This window comes from Gemmatimonadales bacterium, assembly GCA_036265815.1.
GTDB lineage: Bacteria > Gemmatimonadota > Gemmatimonadetes > Gemmatimonadales > GWC2-71-9 > CAVVWJ01.
This window is the reverse complement of record DATAOI010000047.1, coordinates 46376-67806: the sequence shown is the minus strand read 5'-3', so window position 1 is coordinate 67806 and position 21431 is coordinate 46376. Positions and strand designations below refer to the sequence as shown.

At 68.5% G+C, this 21431-nt stretch carries 21 protein-coding genes; 1 reads left to right on the top strand and 20 read right to left on the bottom strand.

What is annotated here, in order from left to right:
* Positions 1-302: 302 nt before the first annotated feature.
* The 14 genes from secA to gmd form a co-directional block, all read right to left on the bottom strand.
* Positions 303-3476, bottom strand: coding sequence for a preprotein translocase subunit SecA (gene secA, locus VHR41_09995; protein ID HEX3234516.1), 3174 nt, complete (start codon positions 3474-3476; stop codon positions 303-305).
* Entirely contained in the window at positions 3473-4045 is a 573-nt protein-coding gene (nadD, locus tag VHR41_09990; GenBank protein ID HEX3234515.1) for a nicotinate-nucleotide adenylyltransferase, read from the bottom strand. The genes secA and nadD overlap by 4 nt, the downstream gene beginning before the upstream one ends.
* A 4-nt stretch (positions 4046-4049) precedes the next feature.
* Positions 4050-4850 carry an outer membrane protein assembly factor BamD gene (bamD, locus tag VHR41_09985; GenBank protein HEX3234514.1) on the bottom strand — a complete coding sequence of 267 codons (801 nt, stop codon included), beginning with the start codon at positions 4848-4850 and terminating at the stop codon, positions 4050-4052.
* Complete coding sequence (locus VHR41_09980; GenBank protein ID HEX3234513.1) at positions 4847-5755, bottom strand: hypothetical protein; 909 nt, start codon at positions 5753-5755, stop codon at positions 4847-4849. Before VHR41_09980 ends, bamD begins: the two co-directional genes overlap by 4 nt.
* Positions 5752-6459, bottom strand: coding sequence for a tetratricopeptide repeat protein (locus VHR41_09975; protein ID HEX3234512.1), 708 nt, complete (start codon positions 6457-6459; stop codon positions 5752-5754). Before VHR41_09975 ends, VHR41_09980 begins: the two co-directional genes overlap by 4 nt.
* Positions 6443-7411, bottom strand: coding sequence for an NAD-dependent epimerase/dehydratase family protein (locus tag VHR41_09970; protein ID HEX3234511.1), 969 nt, complete (start codon positions 7409-7411; stop codon positions 6443-6445). The genes VHR41_09975 and VHR41_09970 overlap by 17 nt, the downstream gene beginning before the upstream one ends.
* Positions 7408-8718, bottom strand: coding sequence for a UDP-glucose/GDP-mannose dehydrogenase family protein (locus tag VHR41_09965; GenBank protein HEX3234510.1), 1311 nt, complete (start codon positions 8716-8718; stop codon positions 7408-7410). The genes VHR41_09970 and VHR41_09965 overlap by 4 nt, the downstream gene beginning before the upstream one ends.
* A 1-nt stretch (position 8719) precedes the next feature.
* Positions 8720-10006, bottom strand: a complete 1287-nt coding sequence (locus VHR41_09960) for a nucleotide sugar dehydrogenase (protein HEX3234509.1) — start codon at positions 10004-10006, stop codon at positions 8720-8722.
* 7 nt (positions 10007-10013) lie between these two features.
* Positions 10014-11129, bottom strand: coding sequence for a DegT/DnrJ/EryC1/StrS family aminotransferase (locus VHR41_09955; GenBank protein ID HEX3234508.1), 1116 nt, complete (start codon positions 11127-11129; stop codon positions 10014-10016).
* 131 nt (positions 11130-11260) lie between these two features.
* On the bottom strand, positions 11261-11845 hold the full coding sequence (locus tag VHR41_09950; protein HEX3234507.1) for a DapH/DapD/GlmU-related protein: 585 nt from the start codon (positions 11843-11845) through the stop codon (positions 11261-11263).
* Between the two features lie 40 nt (positions 11846-11885).
* Complete coding sequence (murB, locus tag VHR41_09945; protein HEX3234506.1) at positions 11886-12884, bottom strand: UDP-N-acetylmuramate dehydrogenase; 999 nt, start codon at positions 12882-12884, stop codon at positions 11886-11888.
* Positions 12839-16102: a carbamoyl-phosphate synthase large subunit gene (gene carB, locus VHR41_09940; protein HEX3234505.1), complete on the bottom strand. Its 3264-nt coding sequence runs from the start codon at positions 16100-16102 to the stop codon at positions 12839-12841. Before carB ends, murB begins: the two co-directional genes overlap by 46 nt.
* Positions 16086-17039 carry a GDP-mannose 4,6-dehydratase gene (locus tag VHR41_09935; protein ID HEX3234504.1) on the bottom strand — a complete coding sequence of 318 codons (954 nt, stop codon included), beginning with the start codon at positions 17037-17039 and terminating at the stop codon, positions 16086-16088. The genes carB and VHR41_09935 overlap by 17 nt, the downstream gene beginning before the upstream one ends.
* Positions 17036-18007, bottom strand: a complete 972-nt coding sequence (gene gmd, locus VHR41_09930; protein HEX3234503.1) for a GDP-mannose 4,6-dehydratase — start codon at positions 18005-18007, stop codon at positions 17036-17038. The genes VHR41_09935 and gmd overlap by 4 nt, the downstream gene beginning before the upstream one ends.
* A 140-nt stretch (positions 18008-18147) precedes the next feature.
* Between gmd and rpmB the strand changes: the two genes are divergently transcribed.
* Positions 18148-18339, top strand: coding sequence for a 50S ribosomal protein L28 (gene rpmB, locus VHR41_09925; GenBank protein ID HEX3234502.1), 192 nt, complete (start codon positions 18148-18150; stop codon positions 18337-18339).
* A 56-nt stretch (positions 18340-18395) separates the two neighbouring features.
* On the opposite strand, the gene rplQ is transcribed toward rpmB, so the two are convergent.
* The 6 genes from rplQ to rpmJ are packed head-to-tail and all read right to left on the bottom strand — an operon-like array spanning position 18396 to position 21354.
* Positions 18396-18752, bottom strand: a complete 357-nt coding sequence (rplQ, locus tag VHR41_09920; protein ID HEX3234501.1) for a 50S ribosomal protein L17 — start codon at positions 18750-18752, stop codon at positions 18396-18398.
* The gene (locus VHR41_09915) at positions 18752-19810 is read right to left on the bottom strand and encodes a DNA-directed RNA polymerase subunit alpha (protein HEX3234500.1); all 1059 of its coding nucleotides are present in this window, start codon (positions 19808-19810) and stop codon (positions 18752-18754) included. The genes rplQ and VHR41_09915 overlap by 1 nt, the downstream gene beginning before the upstream one ends.
* A 2-nt stretch (positions 19811-19812) precedes the next feature.
* Positions 19813-20448: a 30S ribosomal protein S4 gene (gene rpsD / locus VHR41_09910; protein HEX3234499.1), complete on the bottom strand. Its 636-nt coding sequence runs from the start codon at positions 20446-20448 to the stop codon at positions 19813-19815.
* Between the two features lie 3 nt (positions 20449-20451).
* A complete protein-coding gene (gene rpsK, locus VHR41_09905; GenBank protein HEX3234498.1) occupies positions 20452-20853 on the bottom strand; it encodes a 30S ribosomal protein S11 in 402 nt (133 codons plus the stop codon).
* 1 nt (position 20854) lies between these two features.
* Positions 20855-21235 (bottom strand): 30S ribosomal protein S13, encoded by a 381-nt coding sequence (gene rpsM, locus VHR41_09900; protein ID HEX3234497.1) that lies wholly within the window; start codon positions 21233-21235, stop codon positions 20855-20857.
* Positions 21236-21237: 2 nt separating this feature from the next.
* Entirely contained in the window at positions 21238-21354 is a 117-nt protein-coding gene (gene rpmJ / locus VHR41_09895) for a 50S ribosomal protein L36 (protein ID HEX3234496.1), read from the bottom strand.
* Between the last annotated feature and the right edge of the window lie 77 nt (positions 21355-21431).

Genomic DNA, 21431 nt, shown 5'->3' with positions numbered 1-21431 from the left:
GCGTTCTTTCCCCAGGACCGCCGCGAGATCGGGGCGGAGCACCTTGAGTGCGACGCGACGCTGGAGCTTGAGGTCCTCAGCCAGGTAGACCGTCGCCATCCCGCCCCGACCCAGCTCGCGCTCCAGCGCGTAGCCCCCCTGCAATGCAGTGGTGACCTGGGCCAGCCGTTCCGGCATAGCGCCGACTTGAGTAGAGATGATGAAAGCTACGGAGGAATGACGGGGCGAGCCAGAGGAATGTCCGGGTCAACTGCTTCTGGTGCGCCTGGCAGGCAGCTACAGCGCGGCGGAAGAGTGGTCGGCTACCGCCCCACCCCATGGCACTTCTTGTACTTCTTCCCCGACCCGCAGGGACACGGATCGTTTCGCCCGACCTCTGGCACCGCGGCCGTGGCGCGGCCCACGGGACCGAGCGAGCTGCTGACCGCCGGGGCCATACTTCGCGATGGGGGCGCCGCCGACGCAGCCCTTGGCGGCGGTCCCATGAACAGATCGTCCGCGCCGCTGGTCGGGGCGGCGGCATGACTCACGGCGGTCGGCGGTGGCGGGGCCGGCCGCGGGGGCGGCTCCGGCCGCTCCGCGCTCACCTGGATCTTGAGGAACCGCTCGGTGAACGTGCTCTGAATATCGTGCATGAGGTCCTCGAACATCTCGTAGGCCTCGCGCTTGTACTCCACCAGCGGATCCTTCTGGCCCCAAGCCCGGTACTGAATCGCGTTCCTGAGCTGGTCCAGATCGTACAGGTGGTCCTTCCACCGCTCGTCGAGCACCGCCAGCATCACCTGCGACAGCACCTGGCTGTCCACGTCCGGGATCCCGATGCTGCGCCCGAAATCCGCCAGATACTCGATCTTCCGGCGGAATGACTCCTCGCCCTCCGCCTTGACCGCGGCGACCATCTTGTCGATCGACGGCGTCGCTTCCGCGTCGGTGACAGCGTCGACGGTCACCAGGTACTGCAGCGTCAACGCCTCCCGGAGCCCGCCCCGATCGTATTCCTCCGGCCGCTCGGTCCCCACCAGGAACATCGTCACCGCACGCTCGAGCGCGGCCTCGATCATCCGCCGAGCCTCGGCCTTGAGCTCCTCGCCCCGCTCCAGCGCGAACAGCCGCAGCGAATAGACCACCTCGCGCTGCTGGTTCATCACGTCGTCGTACTCCAGCAGCCGCTTCCGCTGCTGGAAGTTCTGCAGCTCGACCCGCTTCTGCGCCTGCTCGATGGCGCGGGTCACCAGACCGCCGGTGATGACCTCGCCCTCCTCCGCGCCGCTCTTGTCCATCCACCGCGCGATCCGGTCGGAGCCGAACAGGCGCATCAGGTCGTCTTCCAGGGAGAGGAAGAAGATCGACTGCCCCGGATCTCCCTGGCGCCCGGAGCGGCCGCGGAGCTGGCGGTCGATGCGGCGCGACTCGTGGCGCTCGGTGCCGATGATCTGCAGCCCGGCCTCCGGCTGAGTGAGATCGAGCGACTTGTCCAGTTTGATGTCGGTGCCACGGCCGGCCATGTTGGTGGCGATGGTGATGGCGCCCCGCTGGCCCGCGCCCGCGACGATCTCCGCCTCCCGCTGGTGGTACTTCGCGTTCAGGACCTCGTGCTTGAGCCCTCGCCGCTTGAGCTGGCGGGAGAGGGTCTCCGAGATGTCGACGTTGACGGTGCCGATCAGGATCGGCCACTCCAGCCCGTGGAGCCGCTCGATCTCCGCGATGATGGCGTCGTGCTTCTCCTTCCGGGTCTTGTAGATCCGGTCCTGCTGGTCGAGCCGGCAGATGGGACGGTGGGTCGGGATGACGCTCACCTCCAGCCCGTAGATCGAGTAGAACTCGGTCTCCTCGGTCTCGGCGGTGCCGGTCATGCCGGCCAGCTTGTCGTACATCCGGAAGTAGTTCTGGATGGTGATCGTCGCGAAGGTCTGGGTCTCGCCTTTGACCTGGACACCCTCCTTGGCCTCGACCGCCTGGTGCAACCCGTCGGCCCAGCGCCGCCCGGTCATGATCCGGCCGGTGAACTCGTCCACGATCAGGACCTGCCCCTCCTGCACCAGGTAGTCCACTTCCTTCTCATACAGGACGTGGGCCTGGAGCAGCTTGTGGATGATATGGAGCTTCTCGCTTTTGAGGGCGTAGTCGGACTCCACCTGGCGGCGGCGCTCGATCCGGTCGTGCGGGGAGAGCTCGGGGTCCTTGTCGATCCGATGGATCTCCTCCGAGATGTCGGGCACCAGGAAGAGTTCCGGGTCGTTGGGCGACATCGCCTCGGCGCCCCGGTCGGTCAGATGGACCGAGTGGCCCTTCTCGTCCAGCACGAAGTAGAGCGTGTCCTCCAGATCGCGCATCCGCTGCTGCTTCATCGGCAGCTTGCGGTCGGCGATGGCGTCGAGCTCCATCCGCTGGACCAGCTGTTTGATCCCGGTCTCGTTCAGCATCTTGAGCAGCCGCTTGTTCTTCGGCATGCCGAGCTGGGCCTGGTAAAGCTTCAGCGCCGCGTCCTGGCGGGTCTTCTCGTCCGGCAGCAGCCGCTCCGCGTCCGCCAGCAGCGTGTTCACCACGCCGGTCTGCTTCCGCACCAGCTCGGCGACCTGGCGGCTGGACTGCTGGTACTTGTCGTCGGTCTCGTTCCCTACCGGGCCCGATATGATCAGCGGCGTGCGGGCCTCGTCGATCAGGATCGAGTCCACCTCGTCGATGATGGCGAACGCGTGCTCCCGCTGGACCCGCTGGTCGAGGGAGAACACCATGTTGTCGCGCAGGTAGTCGAAGCCGAACTCGTTGTTGGTGCCGTAGGTAATGTCCGCCAGGTAGGCGGCACGGCGCTCGGGCGAGGAGGGCTCGGTATCGTCCAGGCAGGCCACGGTAAGCCCGAGATACTTGAAGACGTGACCCATCCACTGGGAGTCGCGCCGGGCCAGGTAATTGTTCACCGTGACCAGGTGGACCCCGCGTCCGGTGAGGGCGTTGAGGTAGAGCGGCAGGGTGGCCACGAGGGTCTTGCCCTCGCCGGTGGCCATCTCCGCGATTCGCCCCTCGTGCAGCACCACCCCGCCGATGAGCTGCACGTCGTAAGGCACCATGTCCCAGGCCAGCTCGTGGCCGGTGACCGACACGGGCGTGCCCATGAGCCGGCGACACGCCTCGCGCACGGTCGCGAATGCCTCCGGCAGGAGCTCCGCCAGTCCGGCCGCGAGCTCCTTCTTGTAGCCCGCCTCCAGCGAATGAAACCGCTGCTCCAGCGTGTCGCGCTCGACCGGATCCGCGCAGGCATGCTTGGCCTCGCGTACCTCGTCCAGCTCAGCCTTGATGGCCCCGGTGCGCTCGGCCAGGCGTTCGCGGAAGCGGACGGTCTGGGCCTTGAGCTCGTCTTCGCTCAGGTCCTTGAGCCGCTCCTCGTGCGCGTGAATCGCGTCGACGGTGGGCTGGATCCGCTTGCGCTCGCGGTCGAAGCGGGTCCCGAAGACCGCGGTCATGAGTCTCTTGATCATTCTTGGTCCAAATATAACCGGTGACCGGTGACGTACTCGGCGACGGCATCCGGCACCCAGTAGCGGATCGAGCGGCCCTCCCGCACCCGGCGCCGGATCTCGGTGGCCGAGATATCGATAGCGGGAACCTCGACGCTCCGGGCGATCCAGGGCGCGCCCGGCACGGTGGACCCCGGCCGGGCGAACACCACGATCCGCGCCAGCCGCGGCAGCTCCTCCGCCTCATGCCACGCTGGCAGCTCGGCCGCCGCGTCCGCCCCCAGGAGCAGGGTGAACTCGGCCGCCGGCTCGCGCTCCCGGAGCGTCCGCAGGGTGTCGACCGTATATGACGGACCTGGCCGGTCGAGCTCCGCCCGCTCCACGGCGAAGCCCGGCATCCCGGCCACCGCCAACGCCAGCATGGCGGCGCGGTCGGCCGCCGGCGCCGAGTGCCGGCCTTGCTTGAACGGTTGCTGCCGAGCGGGGACCAGGCGAAGGCACTCGAGACCGAGCGCCTCCGCGGCGACCTGGGCGACGATCAGATGTCCGTGATGGACCGGATCGAAGGATCCGCCGAGGAGACCGATCATCCCCTCAGGATGCCTCTGCCGGTTGAGTGGGACAGGCGACCCGGATCCCCGCGGTGCCCGGATGGAATCGGCGGAGGTACCCGCAGGTCTCCTGCACGTCTTCCTTGTATCCCAGGGTCCGGTACGCCTGCACCAGATGGATGAGCGCGTCAGGCGCCACCTTGGCCCGGGGATAGGTGGCCACCAGATCCTTGAGATAAAGGATGGCCGAGTCGAACGCCTTCAGCCGGATGTAGTACAGCGCCGCCTTGTATTCCTTGTAGGCGAATCGCTCCTGCAGATCGGCGATCCGGGCCTGTGCCCGGTCGGCTGGCGTGCCGCCGGGATAGCGGTTGAGCAGCTCCTGGTAGGTGGACAGCGCGGTCTGCCCGTAGGAGGGGTCGAGCTCGGGCCGCCGCCAGAGATCGGCGTAGGCGTCCCCCACCCGCAGCAGCGCCCCGGGAGCGAGCGGGTCGTCCGGGGTGTCATCCGAGACCTTCCGGAACTCGCGGGCCGCCTCGAGGTTGCTGCCCAACGCGAACTGGCATTCGCCGAGAAAGAAGTGCGCCTGCGCGATGCGCGGATCGCCCGGGGGGAACTCCAGGATGGCGCGGCTGAGATGCTTGACCGCATCATTCCACTTGCCGTGCCGGAATGCGTGATTCGCCTTGGTCCAGAGCGAATCGAGCTCCGCGCTGCTGGCGGACTCCGACACCCGGGAGACCGGGGTCGGCGTCACCGTCGGCGCCGCGGCGGGCCCCTTCCCACACCCCGTCAGCGAGGCAGCGAGCAGCAACGGAGCGAGCCAACCCCAGCGTCGTCTCATCGTCCATCCGTCCGGGCCGAATCGCCCGGCGATCGTGTCATCCCCAGTCCGTGGAGACGTGCCGTGGCGGCCTCGCCGATCGAATCCGCGCCCCCTGCGGGCGCCGCGGCCTGAAAAGCCAGCGCGGCCATCAGCGTGTCACCCTGGGTGAGACGGGCCTCGCCGTAGTGCAGCAGCGAGCGGCGTCCCGTCACCGTGGACGAGTCCATCCGCGCCGCCTCGGCGAACCAGAGCGCTGCCTCCTCGGTCCGCCCGGCCGATTCGGCCCGGAGGCCGAGGATGTAGCCGCAATTGGCCGCGCCGGCCCCGGCCCGCGCCCGAACGCCGCCATCCTGGGTGCGCCGGAGAATAGCGCGAAACTGGAGCAACGCCTGGCCGCATCCCGCGGTCGCCTGGAGGGCCGCGGCGTACAGCGTCAGCAACGAGTCCACCGTGGCCGGGTCGCCGGCCGCCGCCATCGCGCCGGGCAGGAGCGCCGCGAGCTCGGCGCTCTCCGCCCCCGGTCGCTCCGCCAGGAGCACCGCGTAGTGACCGGTCATCCGGTCCGGCGCGACAGTGCGAAGGCCGGCCAACGCCGGACCCAGGGATGCGGAATCGGCCGCGTGCTCCGCCGCACGTGCCACCGTCTCGAGCCCTTCGGCCGCCTCTTCGGTCCGGGTCGGATCGGCGGCGGCGAGCCGGAGGTAGGCGGCGGACGCCTCGCGGAGATTGCCGGCGTGAAGCGCCGCGGCGCCGGTCTTGGCCCACAGGCGCGCGTCGGGATGGCTGCCCAGCACGGCGCGATAGTCTGTCAATGCCTCCTCGTAGCGTGCCTGGCCGTAGGCCTCATCACCCAGCCGCTCGCGATCGCCCGCACCGGAGCACGCGGCGAGCGCGGCTGCCGCGAGCAGGAGAGCTCGGGTCACGGCCCGGTCCGCCCCAACATCGCCAGATACGCCTCGACTCTCGCGTTCTCCGGCCGGCGTGCGAGACACGACTTCCATACCTCGCGCGCCCCGGCGCCATCGCCCGACAGGTAGTGGGCGAGCCCCAGTGCCGCCTCCGCGTCGACGAAGTTGGGCCGGGCGCTCACCACCTGTTCCAGCGCCTCGCGTGCCTCCAGCGGGCGGCTGGCCTCCAGCATCAGCCTGGCCATGCGATAGCGCAGGTCGTGATAGTCCGGGCCCAGCTCCAGGGCGCGCTCGTACTGCTCGATGGCCCGCATCAGCGCGCCGGCCTCGGCGTACGCGTCGGCCAGCTCGGCGTGCTGATTGGCCAGCCGGGCCGCGACCGGAGCCGGCAGCCCGTCGGCCGGCGGCACCAGGCTCGCGGCGGCGCGGCGGAACGATTCCTCGGCCTCGGCGTCCCGGCCCAGCTCGCTCAGCACCAGGCCTTGATGGATCAGCGCCTCGAGGTAGCGGGGGTTGAGCTCCAGCGCGCGGGCGAACTCTCCCAACGCGTCCTCCTGGCGGCCGAGCAGCGAGAGCGAGACGCCGGCGAGGTGGTGTACGTCGGCGAAAGCGCGGCCCGAGGCCACGATCTCCTCGAGCAGATAGAGCGCGCCGTAGTAGTCCTGCAGTCCGAAGCGTTCGCGCGCCCGCGCGAGCAGCCGCTCAGTCTGTCCGGCCATGGATTCTGCGGAACCAGGCGACGAATCGCCGGATCCCCTCGGGAAATGTCGTATGGGGTGCGTAGCCCAGGATGGCCCCGGACTTGGTCAGGTCGGCCGCGGTCCGCTGGACATCGCCCGGCTGCATCGGCGCCCACTCGATCCGGGGCGTGATCCCGAGCGCTTCCGCGATCTCGGTGACCATCGCCTCGGTCGGGACCGAGCGGTTGCCACCCAGATTGAACTGCTCCACGCCGACCGGCGCGGCCACGGTCCAGTCGACAGCGGCGATGACACCGGCCACGATGTCGTCACAATAGGTGTAATCGCGGGACTGGGTGCCGTCGCCGAACAGGGTGATCGTCTCGCCCTCCACCATTTTCCTGGTGAATGCGTGGATGGCGAGATCGGGCCGCTGCCGCGGACCGTACACAGTGAAGAACCGCAGCGAGGCCACTCGGAAGCCGTAGATCCCCGCGACCGAGCTCAGCAGCAGCTCACCCGCCCGCTTGGTGGCCGCGTAGGGGGAGACCGGCCGGACCGCCACCGCATCCTCCCGGAACGGCACCGGCGTGTCGTCGCCGTACACCGAGGAGGACGAACCGTAGACGATCCGGGACACGCCGGCCTGCCGCGCGGCCTCCATCACCGCCGCAGTGCCGCTCAGGTTGGCCCGCGCGTAGCCCACCGGATCGGCGAGCGAGGGACGCACCCCGGCCTTGGCCGCGAGATGCACCAGGACCGTCTCGGGGGTGAGGTCCCGCCGTACCGCGTCCACGTCCAGCATGTCCTGCTCGTGGAAGCAGAAGCCGGTGTGATGCCCGACCTCCGATAGATTCCGCTCCTTGGCCGGCCGGGGGTAGAACGGATCGAAGTTGTCGATCCCAATGACGTCGTCACCCCGGCGGACCAGCGCCTCCACCAGGTGTGAGCCGATGAACCCGGCCGCTCCAGTGACCAGAACCCGGGTCACCGCCCGCCCCGGCCGATCCCGTGATACTCGAATCCGAGCGCGGTCATCCGCTCGGGCTCGTACAGGTTCCGGCCATCGATGAGGAGCGGGCGGCGCAGCAGCTTGCGCACCCGATCGAAATCGGGATTCCGATACACCAGCCACTCGGTCATGACCAGCAGCGCGTCGGCGCCATGGGCCGCACTGTAAGGATCGGCGGCGTACATCAGGCGGTCGCCGAAGATGGTCCGCGCCGAGTCGGTGGCCTTGGGGTCGTGGGCCTGGACCCGCGCTCCGGCTTTGAGCAGTCCTTCGATAAGCGGGATGGTGGGGCTCTCCCGCATGTCATCGGTCTCGGCCTTGAACGCCAGTCCCCAGACGCCGAGCACCTTGCCGGTGAGGTCCCGGCCGAGGTACTTGAGCGTCTTCTCCAATACCACCAGCTTCTGCTGCTCGTTGACCTCCTCGACCGCCTTGAGCACGTCGAGGGAGAGGCCCATCGAGTCGGCGGTATGGATGATCGCCTTCACGTCCTTGGGAAAGCAGGACCCGCCGTAACCCGGGCCGGGGTAGAGAAAGGCCCGGCCGATCCGCTGGTCCGATCCGATGCCCAGGCGCACGTTGTGCACGTCGGCCCCCACCAGCTCGCAGAAGCGGGCCATCTGGTTCATGAAGGAGATCCGGGTGGCCAGCATGGCATTGGCGGCGTACTTGGTCACCTCGGCCGAGGCGATGTCCATGAAGAAGACCCGATTCCCGCCCTGCCGGGTGAACGGCGCGTAGAGCTCGGCCATGAGCTCCCTGGCCTCATCGTCGTCCACTCCGATGACCACCCGGTCAGGCTTCATGAAGTCGTCGATCGCGGCGCCTTCCTTGAGGAACTCGGGGTTGGAGCAGACGGCGAACGGCAGCGAGGTCTCCGAGCGCACCGCCGCGCGCACCTTCTCCGCCGTTCCGACCGGCACGGTGGACTTGGTCACGATGACCTTGGGTCCGTTCATGTTGCAGCCGATCTCCCGCGCTACGCCGAGCACATGCTGGAGGTCGGCCGAGCCGTCGTCGCCCGGGGGGGTGCCGACGGCGATGAAGATCACCCGCGCCGGCTTCACCGCCGCGCCGAGGTCGGTGGTGAAGGTGAGGCGCCCCTCCGCCTGGTTGCGCTGGACCATTGGCTCCAGCCCAGGCTCGTAGATGGGGATCTCGTTGCGCTGCAGGCGCGCGATCTTCTCCGCGTCCTTGTCCACGCACACCACGTCGTTCCCGGTCTCCGCCAGACAGGCGCCCGCAACCAGGCCCACGTACCCGCTGCCGATCACCGCCACATGCATGTCAGGCCCCTTTGGGTAGAGCGTTACGGGTGTCCACCACCAGCTTCGCGTTGCGCTTGATCATCCGGTAATCCACCGCCGAATGGTTGGTCACGACCATCACGCAATCCGCCGCCGCTACCGTTTCCGGCGTCAGGGGAACGGCGCGGAACTCATGACCGTCCTCCGAGAACACCGGCACGTGGGGGTCGGCGTAGGAGACCCGCGCGCCCTGGCCCTCCAGCAGCCGGATGATGTCCAGGGCGGGGCTCTCCCGGATGTCGTCGATGTCCGGCTTGTAGGCGACGCCGAGCACCAGGACATTCGCCCCCCGCACCGCCTTGCCCTGCTCGTTCAGGGTCTCCGCCACTTTCCGCACCCAGAAGAGCGGCATCTCGGTGTTGAGCTCGCCCGCGAGATCGATGAACCGGGTCTTGTAGTTGAGGCCCCGCATCTTCCAGGCGAGGTAATGGGGATCGATCGGAATGCAGTGGCCCCCGAGCCCCGGGCCGGGCAGGAATTTCATGAAGCCGAACGGCTTGGTGGCCGCCGCCTCGATCACCTCCCAGACATCCACGCCGAGCTTGTCGCAGACGATGGCCATCTCGTTCACCAGCCCGATATTGACGCTCCGGAAGGTGTTCTCCAGCAGCTTCACCAGCTCGGCCGCCTCGGTGGTCGAGACCGGGACCAGCACGTCGATGGCCGGCTGGTAGAGGGCCACGGCCACCCGGCGGCACGCCTCGGTGATCCCGCCGACGACCTTGGGCGTGTTGCGGGTGAGGTACACCGGGTTGCCCGGGTCGACCCGCTCGGGGCTGAACGCCAGGAAGAAATCCTCGCCCACGTTAAGCCCGGTGCTCTCCAGCGCGGGGAGCAGGATCTCCCGGGTCGTGCCGGGATAGGTCGTGCTCTCCAAGATGATCGCCTGCCCCCGGCGGAGTGATCGCTTGACCGCTTCGGTGGCGGCGACGATGTAACTGACGTCCGGGTCCTTGAACTTGGAGAGCGGCGTCGGCACGCAGATCGAGACCGCGTCCGCCTCGCCCATCCGAGACATGTCGCACGTGGCGCTGAAGCGGCCTGCGCTCACCGCGGCCCGGAGCTGGGCGTCGCTCACATCCTTCACGTGCGAGTGGCAGCCGTTGAGTCCGTCCACCACCCGCTGCTGCACGTCGAAGCCGAGCACCCGGTAGCCCGCATGGGCCAGCTCCATGGCGAGCGGCAGCCCGACGTAGCCCAGACCGACGATGCCGAACAGGACATCCCGGCGCTCGGCCTTTTCGATCAACTCCTGCGCGACGCTCATCCGATCCTCACGCGTAGAACTCCAGCACGGCCTCGATCACCGCCTCCTGCTGTGACGGAGTCAGCTCGGGAAATACCGGAAGCGAGACCACTTCGGCGGTGGCGGCTTCGGCCACCGGGATGCTGCCGCGCTGGTATCCCAGAGAAGCGAAGCAGGGTTGCAGGTGCAGCGCCAGCGGATAGTAGACCGAATGCCCGATGCCGCGGGCCTTGAGATGCGCCAGCAGCTCGTCCCGGCGGGGTACTCGCAAGGTGTACTGATTGAAGATGTGCTCGTTGGCCGGGTCGGTCCGCGGCGGGCACACGTCGGGATGGCCGCTGAACGCCTCGGTGTACCGGGCCGCATGCCGGGCTCGCGCCGCGCTCCAGTCGGCCAGGTGCGGCAGCTTGGCCAGCAGCACGGCCGCCTGCAAGGTGTCGAGCCGACTGTTGAACCCCACCTCGTCGTGGTAATACTGTCGAGCGCCACCGTGGAGCCGCAGCCGGCGGAGCCGGGTAGCCATGGCTTCGTCCTGGGTCACCATCATGCCGCCGTCGCCGTAGGCGCCCAGATTCTTGCTGGGGAAAAAGGAGAAGGTGCCGACGGTGGCGAGCTCGCCGGCCATGCGCCAGGTGCCCTCGACCCGCCGACGGGCCCCGATCGACTGGGCCGCATCCTCGATCACGGCCAGGCCGTGGCGCTCCGTCAGGGGAAGGATCTCCTCCAGTGCCGCCATCTGGCCGAAGAGGTGCACCACGACGATCCCCCGGGTGCGTGGGGTGATCGCCGCCTCAACCGCGCGGGGCGACAGATTGAATGTGGCCGAGTCGATGTCGACGAAGACCGGCGTTCCACCGGCATTGTGGATGGCGCCGGCGGTAGCGAAGAAGGTGAACGGAGTGGTGATAATCTCGTCACCGGGCGCCAGGTCCAGCGCCTTGAGCGGCAGCAGGAGGGCGTCGGTGCCGCTGGCACACCCGATGGCGTGGCGCACATGGGAGAGCTGGGCCACCGCGGCCTCCAGCTGCCCCACCTCGGGACCCATGATGAAGCCTTGCCGCTCGATCACCGCCATGACCGCCGGGACCACTTCGTCCTTGATGGTGCGGTACTGAGCCACCAAGTCGAGCAGGGGTACGTTCACGTTTCAGTCCAGGTTGACGCCGCGCCGGGCAGACCCAGCGCGATCCATGTGGAAAGCGCCCGTGCCGCGGCCGAAGCCGGCGAGCCGGGCGCAGCAGAAAGCGGAACCCTCGATAGCCGCGTAACTTAGCCTCACGCGCCGGGCGGGTCAATCTGGCGCAGCAGGCCTCCCTCCTCGCGATAGCCGGCGCCGCAGGCGGGACACGAAGCGGCTCCGTCCCGGACGGTCAGCGTGAGCCCGCACTGACAGATCCACCCGACTCTCCTGGCGGGCACGCCGACCATCACGGCATACGCCGGCACATCGCTCCGGACCACGGCGCCAGCGCCGATGAAGCTGTACTCCCCGAGCGTCACCCCACAGATAATGGTGGCGTTGGCCCCGATCGAGGCCCCCCGGCGGACCAGGGTGGACCGGTATTCCGACTTGCGGGAGACGTGACTTCGGGGATTCACCACGTTGGTGAACACGCAGCTCGGACCGCAGAACACGTCGTCCTCGAGGGTGACCCCCTCGTAGATCGAGACGTTGTTCTGCACCTTCACATTGTCGCCCAGGCGGGTGCCGCCCATCACCACGACGTTCTGGCCCAGGTTGCAGCGCTCGCCGATCACGGCACCGGGCATGATGTGGCAGAAGTGCCAGATCTTGCTTCCCCGGCCGATCACCGCGCCGTCGTCGACGTAGGAGGACTCATGGACGAAGTAGTCAGGCATGTGGACCTGTGGGTGGTAAACGGTCGCCGAAGAGCCAAGCCTACTCGGGGTTCAGATACTCACCTCGGGACCCGATCAGCTTCACCTCCGGCTCGAGCCGCACGCCGAAGGCATGCTCGACCTCTCGCTGCGCCTGCTGGATCAGCGCACGCACGTCGGCGGCGGTGGCGTTGCCGGTATTGACGAAGTAGTTGGCGTGCATCGGCGAGACCTGCGCCCCTCCGACCCGAATGCCCTTGAGCCCCGCGGCCTCGACCAGCTGGCCGGCAGTGCGGGGGCCGTCACGCTGCGCCCAGCTCGGTCCGGCCGGATTCTTGAACACGCTTCCGCAGCACGGCTGGTTGAACGGGGTGCCTCGCTGACGCCACTCGAACATCTCGGCGATCTGCTCGTCCAGCACCGGCTGCGCCTCGGGCTTGAGCCGGACCACTGCCTCCAGCACGATGCGGCCGTCGAGCCCGCTTCGCCGGTAGGTGAACGGGACCTCCGCGCGCTGGAGCACGCTGTCCCGGCCGGTCTCGTCTACCACTGTGACCCGCTCCACCACCGCGGCCCAGTCGCCGCCGTGGCACCCGGCGTTCATGTAGACCCCACCGCCGGCCGTGCCGGGCACACCCACGAAGATGTGGAGTCCCGCGAATCCCGCGGACGTGGTGCGCCGGGCGGCGAGCGGCGCCGGAAGCCCGGCGCCCACCACCCAGCGCTCCCCGTCCTGGCGGAGGTGGTCGAGCCCCTTCCCCAGCCGGATCACCAGCGCGTCCAGCCCCTCATCCGGCAGCAGGATGTTGGAGCCGAGCCCAACGGCGAACCAGGGCACGCCCGCCGCATGCGCCATCCCGAGCGCGACCGCCACGTCCTCCGGCCCCGCCGGAAGGACCACCGTAGCCGGCCCACCGATCCGGTAGGTCGAGTACCGGGCCAGCGGCTCCGCCTCTCGCACCTCGCCCCGAAGCCGCGCGCGCACCGCCTGGGCAAAGGCTGGATCGCGGGCGCTTATCCGGTCCACTCGGGCGACATCTCCCGCGCCATCGCGTGCCATTCCTGCAGCGAGCGCACCTCTCCGGCCCGGCTGCGGAGCGCGATGATGGCGTCGCACGCTGCGGAGGCGCCGGAGAGTGTGGTGGTGTAGGGCACCCGGTGCTGCAGGGCGGCCCGGCGGATGGCGTAGTCGTCCTGCTGGCTGAGCTTTCCCAGCGGCGTATTGATGAGGAGTTGGATCTGCCCCGAGACCAGCAGATCGATGGCGTTGGGCCGGCCCTCGTGCACCTTCAGCACCCGCTCGGTGGGGATGCCGCGCGCGCGCAGGTAGCGCGCGGTGCCCTCGGTGCCGAGCACCCGGAATCCGAGGGCGTGGAAGCGCCGGGCGATGGGAACTACGGTGCCTTTGTCGTGGTCGTTGACCGTCACGAACACCGCGCCGTCCAGGGGAAGGGCGCCCTCGGCGGAGATCTGGGCCTTGGCGAACGCCATGCCGAAGGAATCGGCGATGCCCATCACTTCGCCGGTCGAGCGCATCTCGGGGCCCAGGATCAGGTCCACCCCGGGGAGCTTGCTGAAGGGAAAGACCGCCTCCTTCACCGCGACGTATGGCTGCAGCACGTCGTCCACCAGCCCCAGGTCGTCGAGCGTCTTGCCGGTCATGATCGCGGCGGCCAGGCTGGCCAGCGGGACGCCGGTGGTCTTGGAGACGAACGGCACCGTCCGCGATCCGCGCGGGTTCACCTCCAGCACGTAGACCACCCCGTGCTTGATGGCATATTGCACGTTGAGAAGACCCACCACACCGAGCCGCTCGGCGAAGGCCCGGGTGTGCCGCCGCATCTCCTCCACCTGGCTCTCGGTGATGAGATACGGCGGCAGCACGCAGGCCGAGTCGCCCGAGTGAATGCCGGCGTCTTCGATGTGCTGCATCACCCCGCCGATCACGCAGCGGGTGCCGTCGGCGATGGCGTCGACATCGGCCTCGAAGTCGTCTTCCAGGAAGCTGTCGATCAGCACCGGGTGCTCGGGCGCGACCCGCACCGCCCGTTCGAAGTAGCTCCGGAGCGACGCGTCGTCATACACGATTTCCATCGCGCGGCCGCCGAGCACGTAGGAGGGGCGCACCAGCACCGGATATCCCACCCGGGCGGCCACGCCCACGGCCTCCTGCACCGAGAACGCGACTCCGCTCGGCGGCTGGGCCACGCCGAGTTCGCGGGTGATCGCCTCGAAGCGCCCGCGGTCCTCCGCCAGGTCGATGGCCTCCGACGAGGTGCCTAGGATGGCGATCCGCTCGCGCTCGAGCCCCCGCGCCAGCCGGAGCGGCGTCTGCCCGCCGAATTGGACCACCACGCCGACCGGCTGTTCCACCGCCACGATCTCCAGCACGTCCTCCAGCGTGAGCGGCTCGAAGTAGAGCGCGTCGGAGATGTCGAAGTCGGTGGAGACCGTCTCGGGGTTGGAGTTCACCATGACGGTGCGGTACCCCAGCTCCCGGAAGGCGATCGCCGCGCGGACACAGCAATAGTCGAACTCGACTCCCTGGCCGATCCGGTTGGGCCCGCTGCCGAGGATGACGACGGTCGGCTCGCCGCTGGTGCGGGCCTCGTTCTCCTCGTCGTAGGAGCTGTAGAGGTACGGTGTCGAGGAGGGGAACTCGCCGGCGCAGGTGTCCACGGTCTTATAGGCCGGCCGGATCCCCAGGCGGTGCCGCTCGGTGCGGACCGCCTCTTCGCTGATCCCGCGGAGCTCGGCGAGCTGGCGGTCGGCGAAGCCCAGCCGCTTCATCCGGCGGAGCGCGGAGCGGGCCTCCTCTTCACCCGCCGGGGCCGATGCGGCCCACGCGCGCTCCGCCTCTAACAACTCGGCGAGCTGGTGGAGGAACCAGGGGTCGATTCCGGTCCGCTCGGCCACCGCCTCGACCGAGGCGCCGAGCTGGAGGGCCCGCTTGACCTGGAAGATGCGCTCGGGTGTCGGCCTCCGGAGCGCCGCGAGCACGGTCTCCAGGCTGCCGTCCTGGAGCCGGTCGTCGGCGGGCACGGCGCCCATCACCCACCCGATCCGGTCGGCTTCCAGTCCACGGAGTCCTTTCTGGAAGGCCTCCTTGAAGGTGCGTCCGATCGCCATCGCCTCGCCCACCGATTTCATCTGGGTGGTGAGCGTCGGGTCGGCGGTGGGGAACTTCTCGAAGGCGAAGCGGGGGATCTTCACCACCACGTAGTCCAGCACCGGTTCGAACGAGGCGGGCGTGGTGCGGGTGATGTCGTTGGGCAGCTCGTCCAGCCGGTATCCCACCGCCACCTTGGTCCCGATCCGCGCGATTGGGAAACCGGTGGCCTTGGAGGCCAGTGCCGAGGAGCGAGACACCCGTGGGTTCATCTCGATGACCAGCTGCTCGCCAGTCACGGGATCGACGGCGAACTGGATGTTGCAGCCGCCGGCCGCCACCCCAACCTCCCGGATGATCCGGATCGACGCGTCGCGCATGACCTGATACTCCCGGTCGGTCAGCGTCATCGCCGGAGCCACGGTGATGGAATCGCCGGTGTGGACGCCCATCGGATCGAGGTTCTCGATCGAGCAGACGATCACCACATTGTCCGCGCCGTCCCGCATCACCTCGAGCTCGAACTCCTTCCAGCCGATGATGCTGCGCTCCACCAGCACGGAGCCGACCGGAGAGAGATCCAGCCCACGCCGGACCAAGGTCTCGAACTCCTCCAGATTGTAGGCGATGCCGCCACCGGTACCGCCCAACGTGAAGGAGGGCCGAAGAATGGCCGGGTAGCCGGTCACCTCCACGGCGTCCAGCGCCTCCTCCACGCTCCGGATGGTGCGCCCCTGGGGCGTGGCCAGCCCGATCCGGCGCATCGCATCGGCGAACTCCTGGCGGTCCTCGGCCAGCCGGATGGCGCGCTCGTTGGCGCCGATCAGCTCCACACCGTACTTCTCCAGGGTGCCGTCCCGCTGCAGGGCCATGGCCACGTTGAGCGCGGTCTGCCCGCCCATCGTGGGAAGCAGAGCATCAGGGCGCTCCCGCTCGATGACCTTGGCCACCCACTCCGGCGTCACCGGCTCGATGTAAGTCCGGTCGGCCAGCTCGGGATCGGTCATGATGGTGGCTGGATTGGAATTGACCAGGATGACGCGATAGCCCTCTTCCTTGAGCGCCCGCACGGCCTGGGTGCCCGAGTAGTCGAACTCGGCCCCCTGCCCGATGACGATGGGGCCCGAGCCGATGAGGAGAATCGTTTCCAGGTCAGTCCGCTTCGGCATCCACCAGTCTCCGCAGAGTCTGCTCCAGTGAGATCGAGGGCGCCCACCCCGTGGCGCGCCGGAGTTTAGTCGAATCGCCAACGAGATGGGGAATGTCGCTGCTCCGGCGCAGCACGGGATCCGGCTCCGGCCGAGCGCGCACCCCGATAAGCTCGGCGAGTCGCTCGAACAGCTCGGCCACCGAGAGGCCCTCGCCCCGCGCGATGTTGTACGCTTCCCCCGGCACGCCGAGCCGGAGCAGCGCGGAGTATGCCTCGACCACGTCCCCCACGTCGAGCAGGTCGCGCACTGGGTCGAGGTTTCCGGTCGGGACCGTGGCGGCACCGGTGCGCCGGGCCTCGCGGAGGCGTTGCGCCAGCGCGGGCGCGACGTATTGGGCGCTCTGTCCCGCTCCAGTGTGGGGAAAGGGACGCGCGATCACCACCCGGAGTCCGCTGCGCCGCCACTCCGCCAGCGAGGCCGCCTCGGCACCGGCTTTGCTGGCGGCGTAGGGAGAGAGCGGCCGCAGGGGATCGGTCTCGACCCGGGGCACCGGCTCGGCCACGCCGTACACCTCGCCGGTGGAGACCACCAGCACCAGCGGGTCGGCCAGACCAGCCTCGCGAAGCGCGGCCGCGCCCGCGATCAGGCGTGCGGTGCCCGCCGCGTTCACCAGCCACGCGCCGCCCGGATCGTGACTGGCTTCGCGATTGGACGCCACCGCGGCCAGGTGGACGATCGCGTCCGGCCGCCAGGCGAGGACCGAGCGAACCGACTCGTCGTCGGTAATCTCCAACCGGAACGTCTCCGGAGCCGGCCCGGCGGGGCCGGCTTCGGTCCACTCGACCTCCGGGCCACCGGGACGACACGCCGCCGCAACCTGGTGCCCCGCCTGCAGCAGCCGCCTCACCAGATGCCGGCCAACGAAGCCGTCGGCTCCGGTGACCAGAACCTTCACGACCGGTGGCTCCCTCTGAGCCGGTCGAGATCGGCGTCGACCATCATTTTCACCAGATCGGCGAAGCCGATCCGCGGGGACCAGCCGAGCTCACGGCAGGCTTTGCTGGGGTCCGCGATCAGCACGTCCACCTCGGCGGGGCGGAAGTACTTGGGATCGCTCACGACGTGCTTCCGCCAGTCGAGCCCGACGTGGGCAAAGGCGACCTCCACCAGATCCCGAACGCTGTGGGCCTCACCGGTACCGACCACGTAGTCCTGGGGCCCCTCCCGCTGCAGTATCCGCCACATCGCTTCGACGTAGTCTCCGGCAAAGCCCCAATCCCGCCGGGCGTCCAGGTTGCCCAGCCGGATCTCCCGCGCCAGCCCCAGCTTGATGCGGGCCACGCCGTCGGTCACCTTCCGGGTGACGAACTCGATCCCCCGCCGGGGCGACTCGTGGTTGAAGAGGATCCCGCTCACGGCGTAGAGCCCGTACGACTCGCGATAGTTCACCGTGATCCAGTGCCCGTACACCTTGGCCACGCCGTAGGGAGAGCGCGGATAAAACGGGGTGTCCTCCCGCTGCGGTGTCTGGGTCACCTTGCCGAACATCTCGGACGAACTCGCCTGATAGAAGCGCGCCACCGGGTGAACCAGACGGATCGCCTCCAGGATGCGGGTGACTCCGAGCGCGGTGAACTCGCCCGTGAGCACCGGCTGGCTCCAGGAGGTGGGCACGTACGATTGCGCGGCGAGATTGTACACCTCGTCCGGCCGGGACTCCTGCAGCACCACCGTGAGGGAATGCTGGTCCAGCAGGTCCGCGGCGACCACCTCGATCCGGTCGAGCAGGTGCTCGATCCGCTCGTAGCTGTGGTGGCTGGTCCGGCGGACCACTCCCACCACCTCGTACCCCTTCTGCAGCAGCAGCTCGGCGAGGTAGGAGCCGTCCTGCCCGGTCACACCGGTGATCAGCGCCTTAGGCATGAGACGCATCCTGGGGAGGTTGTGTCATGAGCTTGGGCTCACTATGTTTAGCGGTTTCCAGCGAACCCGGTCAGCCGACGAATGCGGTCAAGCCGAGCTGGATCAGTGCGCTCCCGTCAGCGACTTCAGAGGGTGGATCTATGGCACGGGTCTGTACCGTGTGCGCCAAGGGGCCGGTCACCGGCAACAACGTGAGTCACGCGAACAACCGCACCAAGCGGCGCTGGTATCCCAACCTGCAGACGGTCCGGATATTGGTCGATGGCGCACCCAAGCGGGTCCGGGTGTGTACGCAGTGCCTGAAGAGTAACCGAATCAAGAAGGCCAGCTGACGAAAAAAAGGGGACCCGAGGGTCCCCTTCGTCGTTCCAGTGGCTCGCCGGACCGGTCACTCGGAGAGCAGCTCGATCCGCGCGATGTCCGCGCCGTCGCCGGAGCGGTGACCCAGCTTGAGAATCCGGGTATAGCCACCGGGCCGCGCGGCAAAGCGCGGCCCGATCTCGGCGAAGAGCCGGGACAGGGTTTCCCGGTCCTTGATCCGCCGCTGAACCAGCCGCCGGGCGTGCAGATCGCCCCGGCGGGCCAGGGTGATCAGCTTCTCGGCAAACGGACGCAGCTCCTTGGCCTTGGCCTCGGTGGTGATCACCCGGCCGTGGTCGAACAGACTGGTGGCCATGTTGTTGAGCATGGCGCGCCGATGGGTCGAGGTGCGGGAGAGCTGGCGACCCTTGGCCCGGTGCCGCATCAGAACACCTCTCCTGCCCCGGCCGACGGCTGTGCCATGGGGGGCACGCCGGGGCGCAGCACGCGCAGCTCCCCGTCGGTCTCCTCGAACGCCATGCCGAAGTTGAGCCCTTCCCGCTGCAGCAGCTCGGCGATCTCGCCCAGGGCCTTCTCGCCCACGTTCTTGACCTTGAGCAGGTCGTCCTCGGAGAACTCGACCAGATCTTTGAGGGTGCGGATGTTCGAGTTCTTGAGCGAGTTGAGCGACCGCACCGAGAGGCCGAAGTCGTCGATCGGCCGGCCCAGGCGCTGCCGGAGGTTGGCCCCGCCAGCCACGGCGGCGCCGGCCCCGCCATCGCGCATGGTGGGCACCTTGCCGAAGTCGACGAAATACTGGAAATGCACCTGGGCCAGCGCGGCCGCGTAGGCGATCGCGTCTTCCGGGGTGATGGTCCCGTTGGTCTCGACCGACACGGTGAGCCGGTCGTAGTCGGTGCGCTGACCGACGCGGGTCTCGGCCACCGAGAAGTTGGCCCGGCGAACCGGATTGTAGATGGCGTCGATGCGGACCAGGTCGACCGGAAGCGACCGGTCGGCGGGATGCATCTCCGCTTCCACATAGCCCCGGCCCTTGTTCACGTACAGCTCCATGCTGACCTCGCGGTCGTCCTGGAGGGTGAACAGCAGGTGCTCGGGATTCTTCACGGTGACCGACCCATGCTCCTGGATGTCGCGCGCGTACACCGGGCCGGCGCCTTCCCGGCGGATGTGGAGCACGGCCTCGTCCACCTCTTCGGCGAGCACCAGGGTCAACGCCTTGAGCCGCTGCACCACTTGGTGCACGTCCTCCAGCACGCCCTGGACGGTCTGGTGCTCGTGTACGACGCCGTCCAGCCGGAAGCCCCAGACGGCGCTGCCGCGAAGGCTCGAGAGCAGGAGCCGGCGCAACGAATTGCCCAGCGTGTAGCCGAAGCCCCGCTCCAGCGGCTGCAGGCGGAACTCGGCGGCATTGGGGTTGTCGTCCCGCTTCGTCATCTCGACGAGATGGGGACGAACCAACCCGGTCAGGTCAATGGTCATGGTCACTTCGAGTAGAGCTCGACGATGAGCTGTTCTTGCGCATTGATCGGGATGGCATCGCGGGTGGGCCGCTCCAGCAGCCGCCCGGCCGCCTTGTCGCTGTCCACCGAGAGCCAGGAAACCGGCTGACCGCGGGAGGCGCTCTCCTGGGCCAGCTTGACCGAGACGTTCTCCCGGCTGGGCGCCGCGACCCGGACTTCCTCACCGGGAATGACGCCGTACGAGGGAATGTCGACCCGGTGGCCGTTCACTTCGACGTGCCCATGGGTGATCAGCTGGCGCGCGGCCTTGCGGCTGGACGCGAAGCCCAGCCGGTAGACCACGTTGTCCAGCCGGGTCTCGAGCGCGACGAGGAGGTTGGTGCCCTTCACCCCCGGCTCGCGGGTCACGTCCTCGAAGGTGTTGCGGAACTGGCGCTCGGAGAGGCCGTACATCCGCTTCACTTTCTGCTTCTCCCGCATCTGCTTGGCGTACTCCGAGGCCTTCCGCTGGCGCCCGCCGCTCTGGCCGTGCTGGCCGGGTGCATAGGCGCGGCGCTCGACCGGGCACTTCTCGGTGAGACACTTGGTGCCCTTGAGGAACAGCTTGGTGGCCTCGCGGCGGCAGAGGCGGCAGCTCGGTCCGACGTATCTCGACATGGCTCAGACCCGCCGCTTCTTCGGGGGACGGCACCCGTTGTGAGGAATCGGCGTGACGTCCCGGATGGATACGACGCGCAGTCCGACCGACGCGAGCGCCTGGATGGCGGACTCGCGCCCGCTCCCCGGCCCCTGGACCCGGACGTGCACCCGGCGCACCCCGAGGTTCATCGCCTCGCGGCCGCAATTTTCTGCCGCCACCGTGGCGGCGAAGGGGGTGGACTTCTTGGAGCCCTTGAAGCCGGCCTTCCCGGCCGATCCCCAGGCCAGCGTGTTGCCCCTGAGGTCGGTGATGGTGATCAGCAGGTTGTTGAAGGTCGCCGCGATGTGGGCGATGCCTTCGGACTCGACCACTTTCTTGGCGCGCTTGGCGCTGGGCGCTTTGGCCGGGGCGGGAGCGGTCATCTTACTTCTTGGTCACTTTCTTCTTGCCGGCGATGGCCCGGCGCGGACCCTTCTTGGTGCGCGCGTTGGTGTGGGTCCGCTGGCCGCGGACCGGGAGGCCCCGGCGGTGGCGGATGCCCCGGTAACTGCCGATATCCATCAGGCGCTTGATATTCATCGCCACTTCGGTGCGAAGGGCGCCTTCGACCTTCACCGAGCGCTCGATGATCTGACGGAGCCGCGCCACTTCGTTGTCCGAGAGGTCCCGGACCCGGGTATCGGGGCTCACACCGGTTTCGCTGAGGAGCCGGCTGCTGGTGGGACGGCCGATCCCGAAAATGTAGGTCAGGGCGATTTCGACACGCTTCTCGCGTGGAAGGTCCACGCCCGCGATGCGCGCCATGATCAGCCTTGCCGCTGTTTGTGCTTGGGATTGCGCTTGCAGATGATGCGGACCACGCCCTGTCGCTTGACGACCTTGCAGTGCTCGCAAATCGGCTTCACGCTCGAACGAACCTTCACAGTTTCTCCGGGCCGGTTAGGGACTAGCTGTCCAATATAGAACGGCCCGGGAAGTGATGCAAGGCGGGGACTTTACC

Coding starts and splice junctions, on each gene's coding strand:
- secA (HEX3234516.1), bottom strand. CDS start 3,476: ATGATCAAGAGACTCATGACCGCGGTCTTCGGGACCCGCTTCGACCGC.
- nadD (HEX3234515.1), bottom strand. CDS start 4,045: ATGATCGGTCTCCTCGGCGGATCCTTCGATCCGGTCCATCACGGACAT.
- bamD (HEX3234514.1), bottom strand. CDS start 4,850: ATGAGACGACGCTGGGGTTGGCTCGCTCCGTTGCTGCTCGCTGCCTCG.
- VHR41_09975 (HEX3234512.1), bottom strand. CDS start 6,459: ATGGCCGGACAGACTGAGCGGCTGCTCGCGCGGGCGCGCGAACGCTTC.
- VHR41_09965 (HEX3234510.1), bottom strand. CDS start 8,718: ATGCATGTGGCGGTGATCGGCAGCGGGTACGTGGGCCTGGTTGCGGGC.
- VHR41_09960 (HEX3234509.1), bottom strand. CDS start 10,006: ATGAGCGTCGCGCAGGAGTTGATCGAAAAGGCCGAGCGCCGGGATGTC.
- VHR41_09950 (HEX3234507.1), bottom strand. CDS start 11,845: ATGCCTGACTACTTCGTCCATGAGTCCTCCTACGTCGACGACGGCGCG.
- murB (HEX3234506.1), bottom strand. CDS start 12,884: ATGGCACGCGATGGCGCGGGAGATGTCGCCCGAGTGGACCGGATAAGC.
- carB (HEX3234505.1), bottom strand. CDS start 16,102: ATGCCGAAGCGGACTGACCTGGAAACGATTCTCCTCATCGGCTCGGGC.
- gmd (HEX3234503.1), bottom strand. CDS start 18,007: ATGCCTAAGGCGCTGATCACCGGTGTGACCGGGCAGGACGGCTCCTAC.
- rpmB (HEX3234502.1), top strand. CDS start 18,148: ATGGCACGGGTCTGTACCGTGTGCGCCAAGGGGCCGGTCACCGGCAAC.
- rplQ (HEX3234501.1), bottom strand. CDS start 18,752: ATGCGGCACCGGGCCAAGGGTCGCCAGCTCTCCCGCACCTCGACCCAT.
- VHR41_09915 (HEX3234500.1), bottom strand. CDS start 19,810: ATGACCATTGACCTGACCGGGTTGGTTCGTCCCCATCTCGTCGAGATG.
- rpsD (HEX3234499.1), bottom strand. CDS start 20,448: ATGTCGAGATACGTCGGACCGAGCTGCCGCCTCTGCCGCCGCGAGGCC.
- rpsK (HEX3234498.1), bottom strand. CDS start 20,853: ATGACCGCTCCCGCCCCGGCCAAAGCGCCCAGCGCCAAGCGCGCCAAG.
- rpsM (HEX3234497.1), bottom strand. CDS start 21,235: ATGGCGCGCATCGCGGGCGTGGACCTTCCACGCGAGAAGCGTGTCGAA.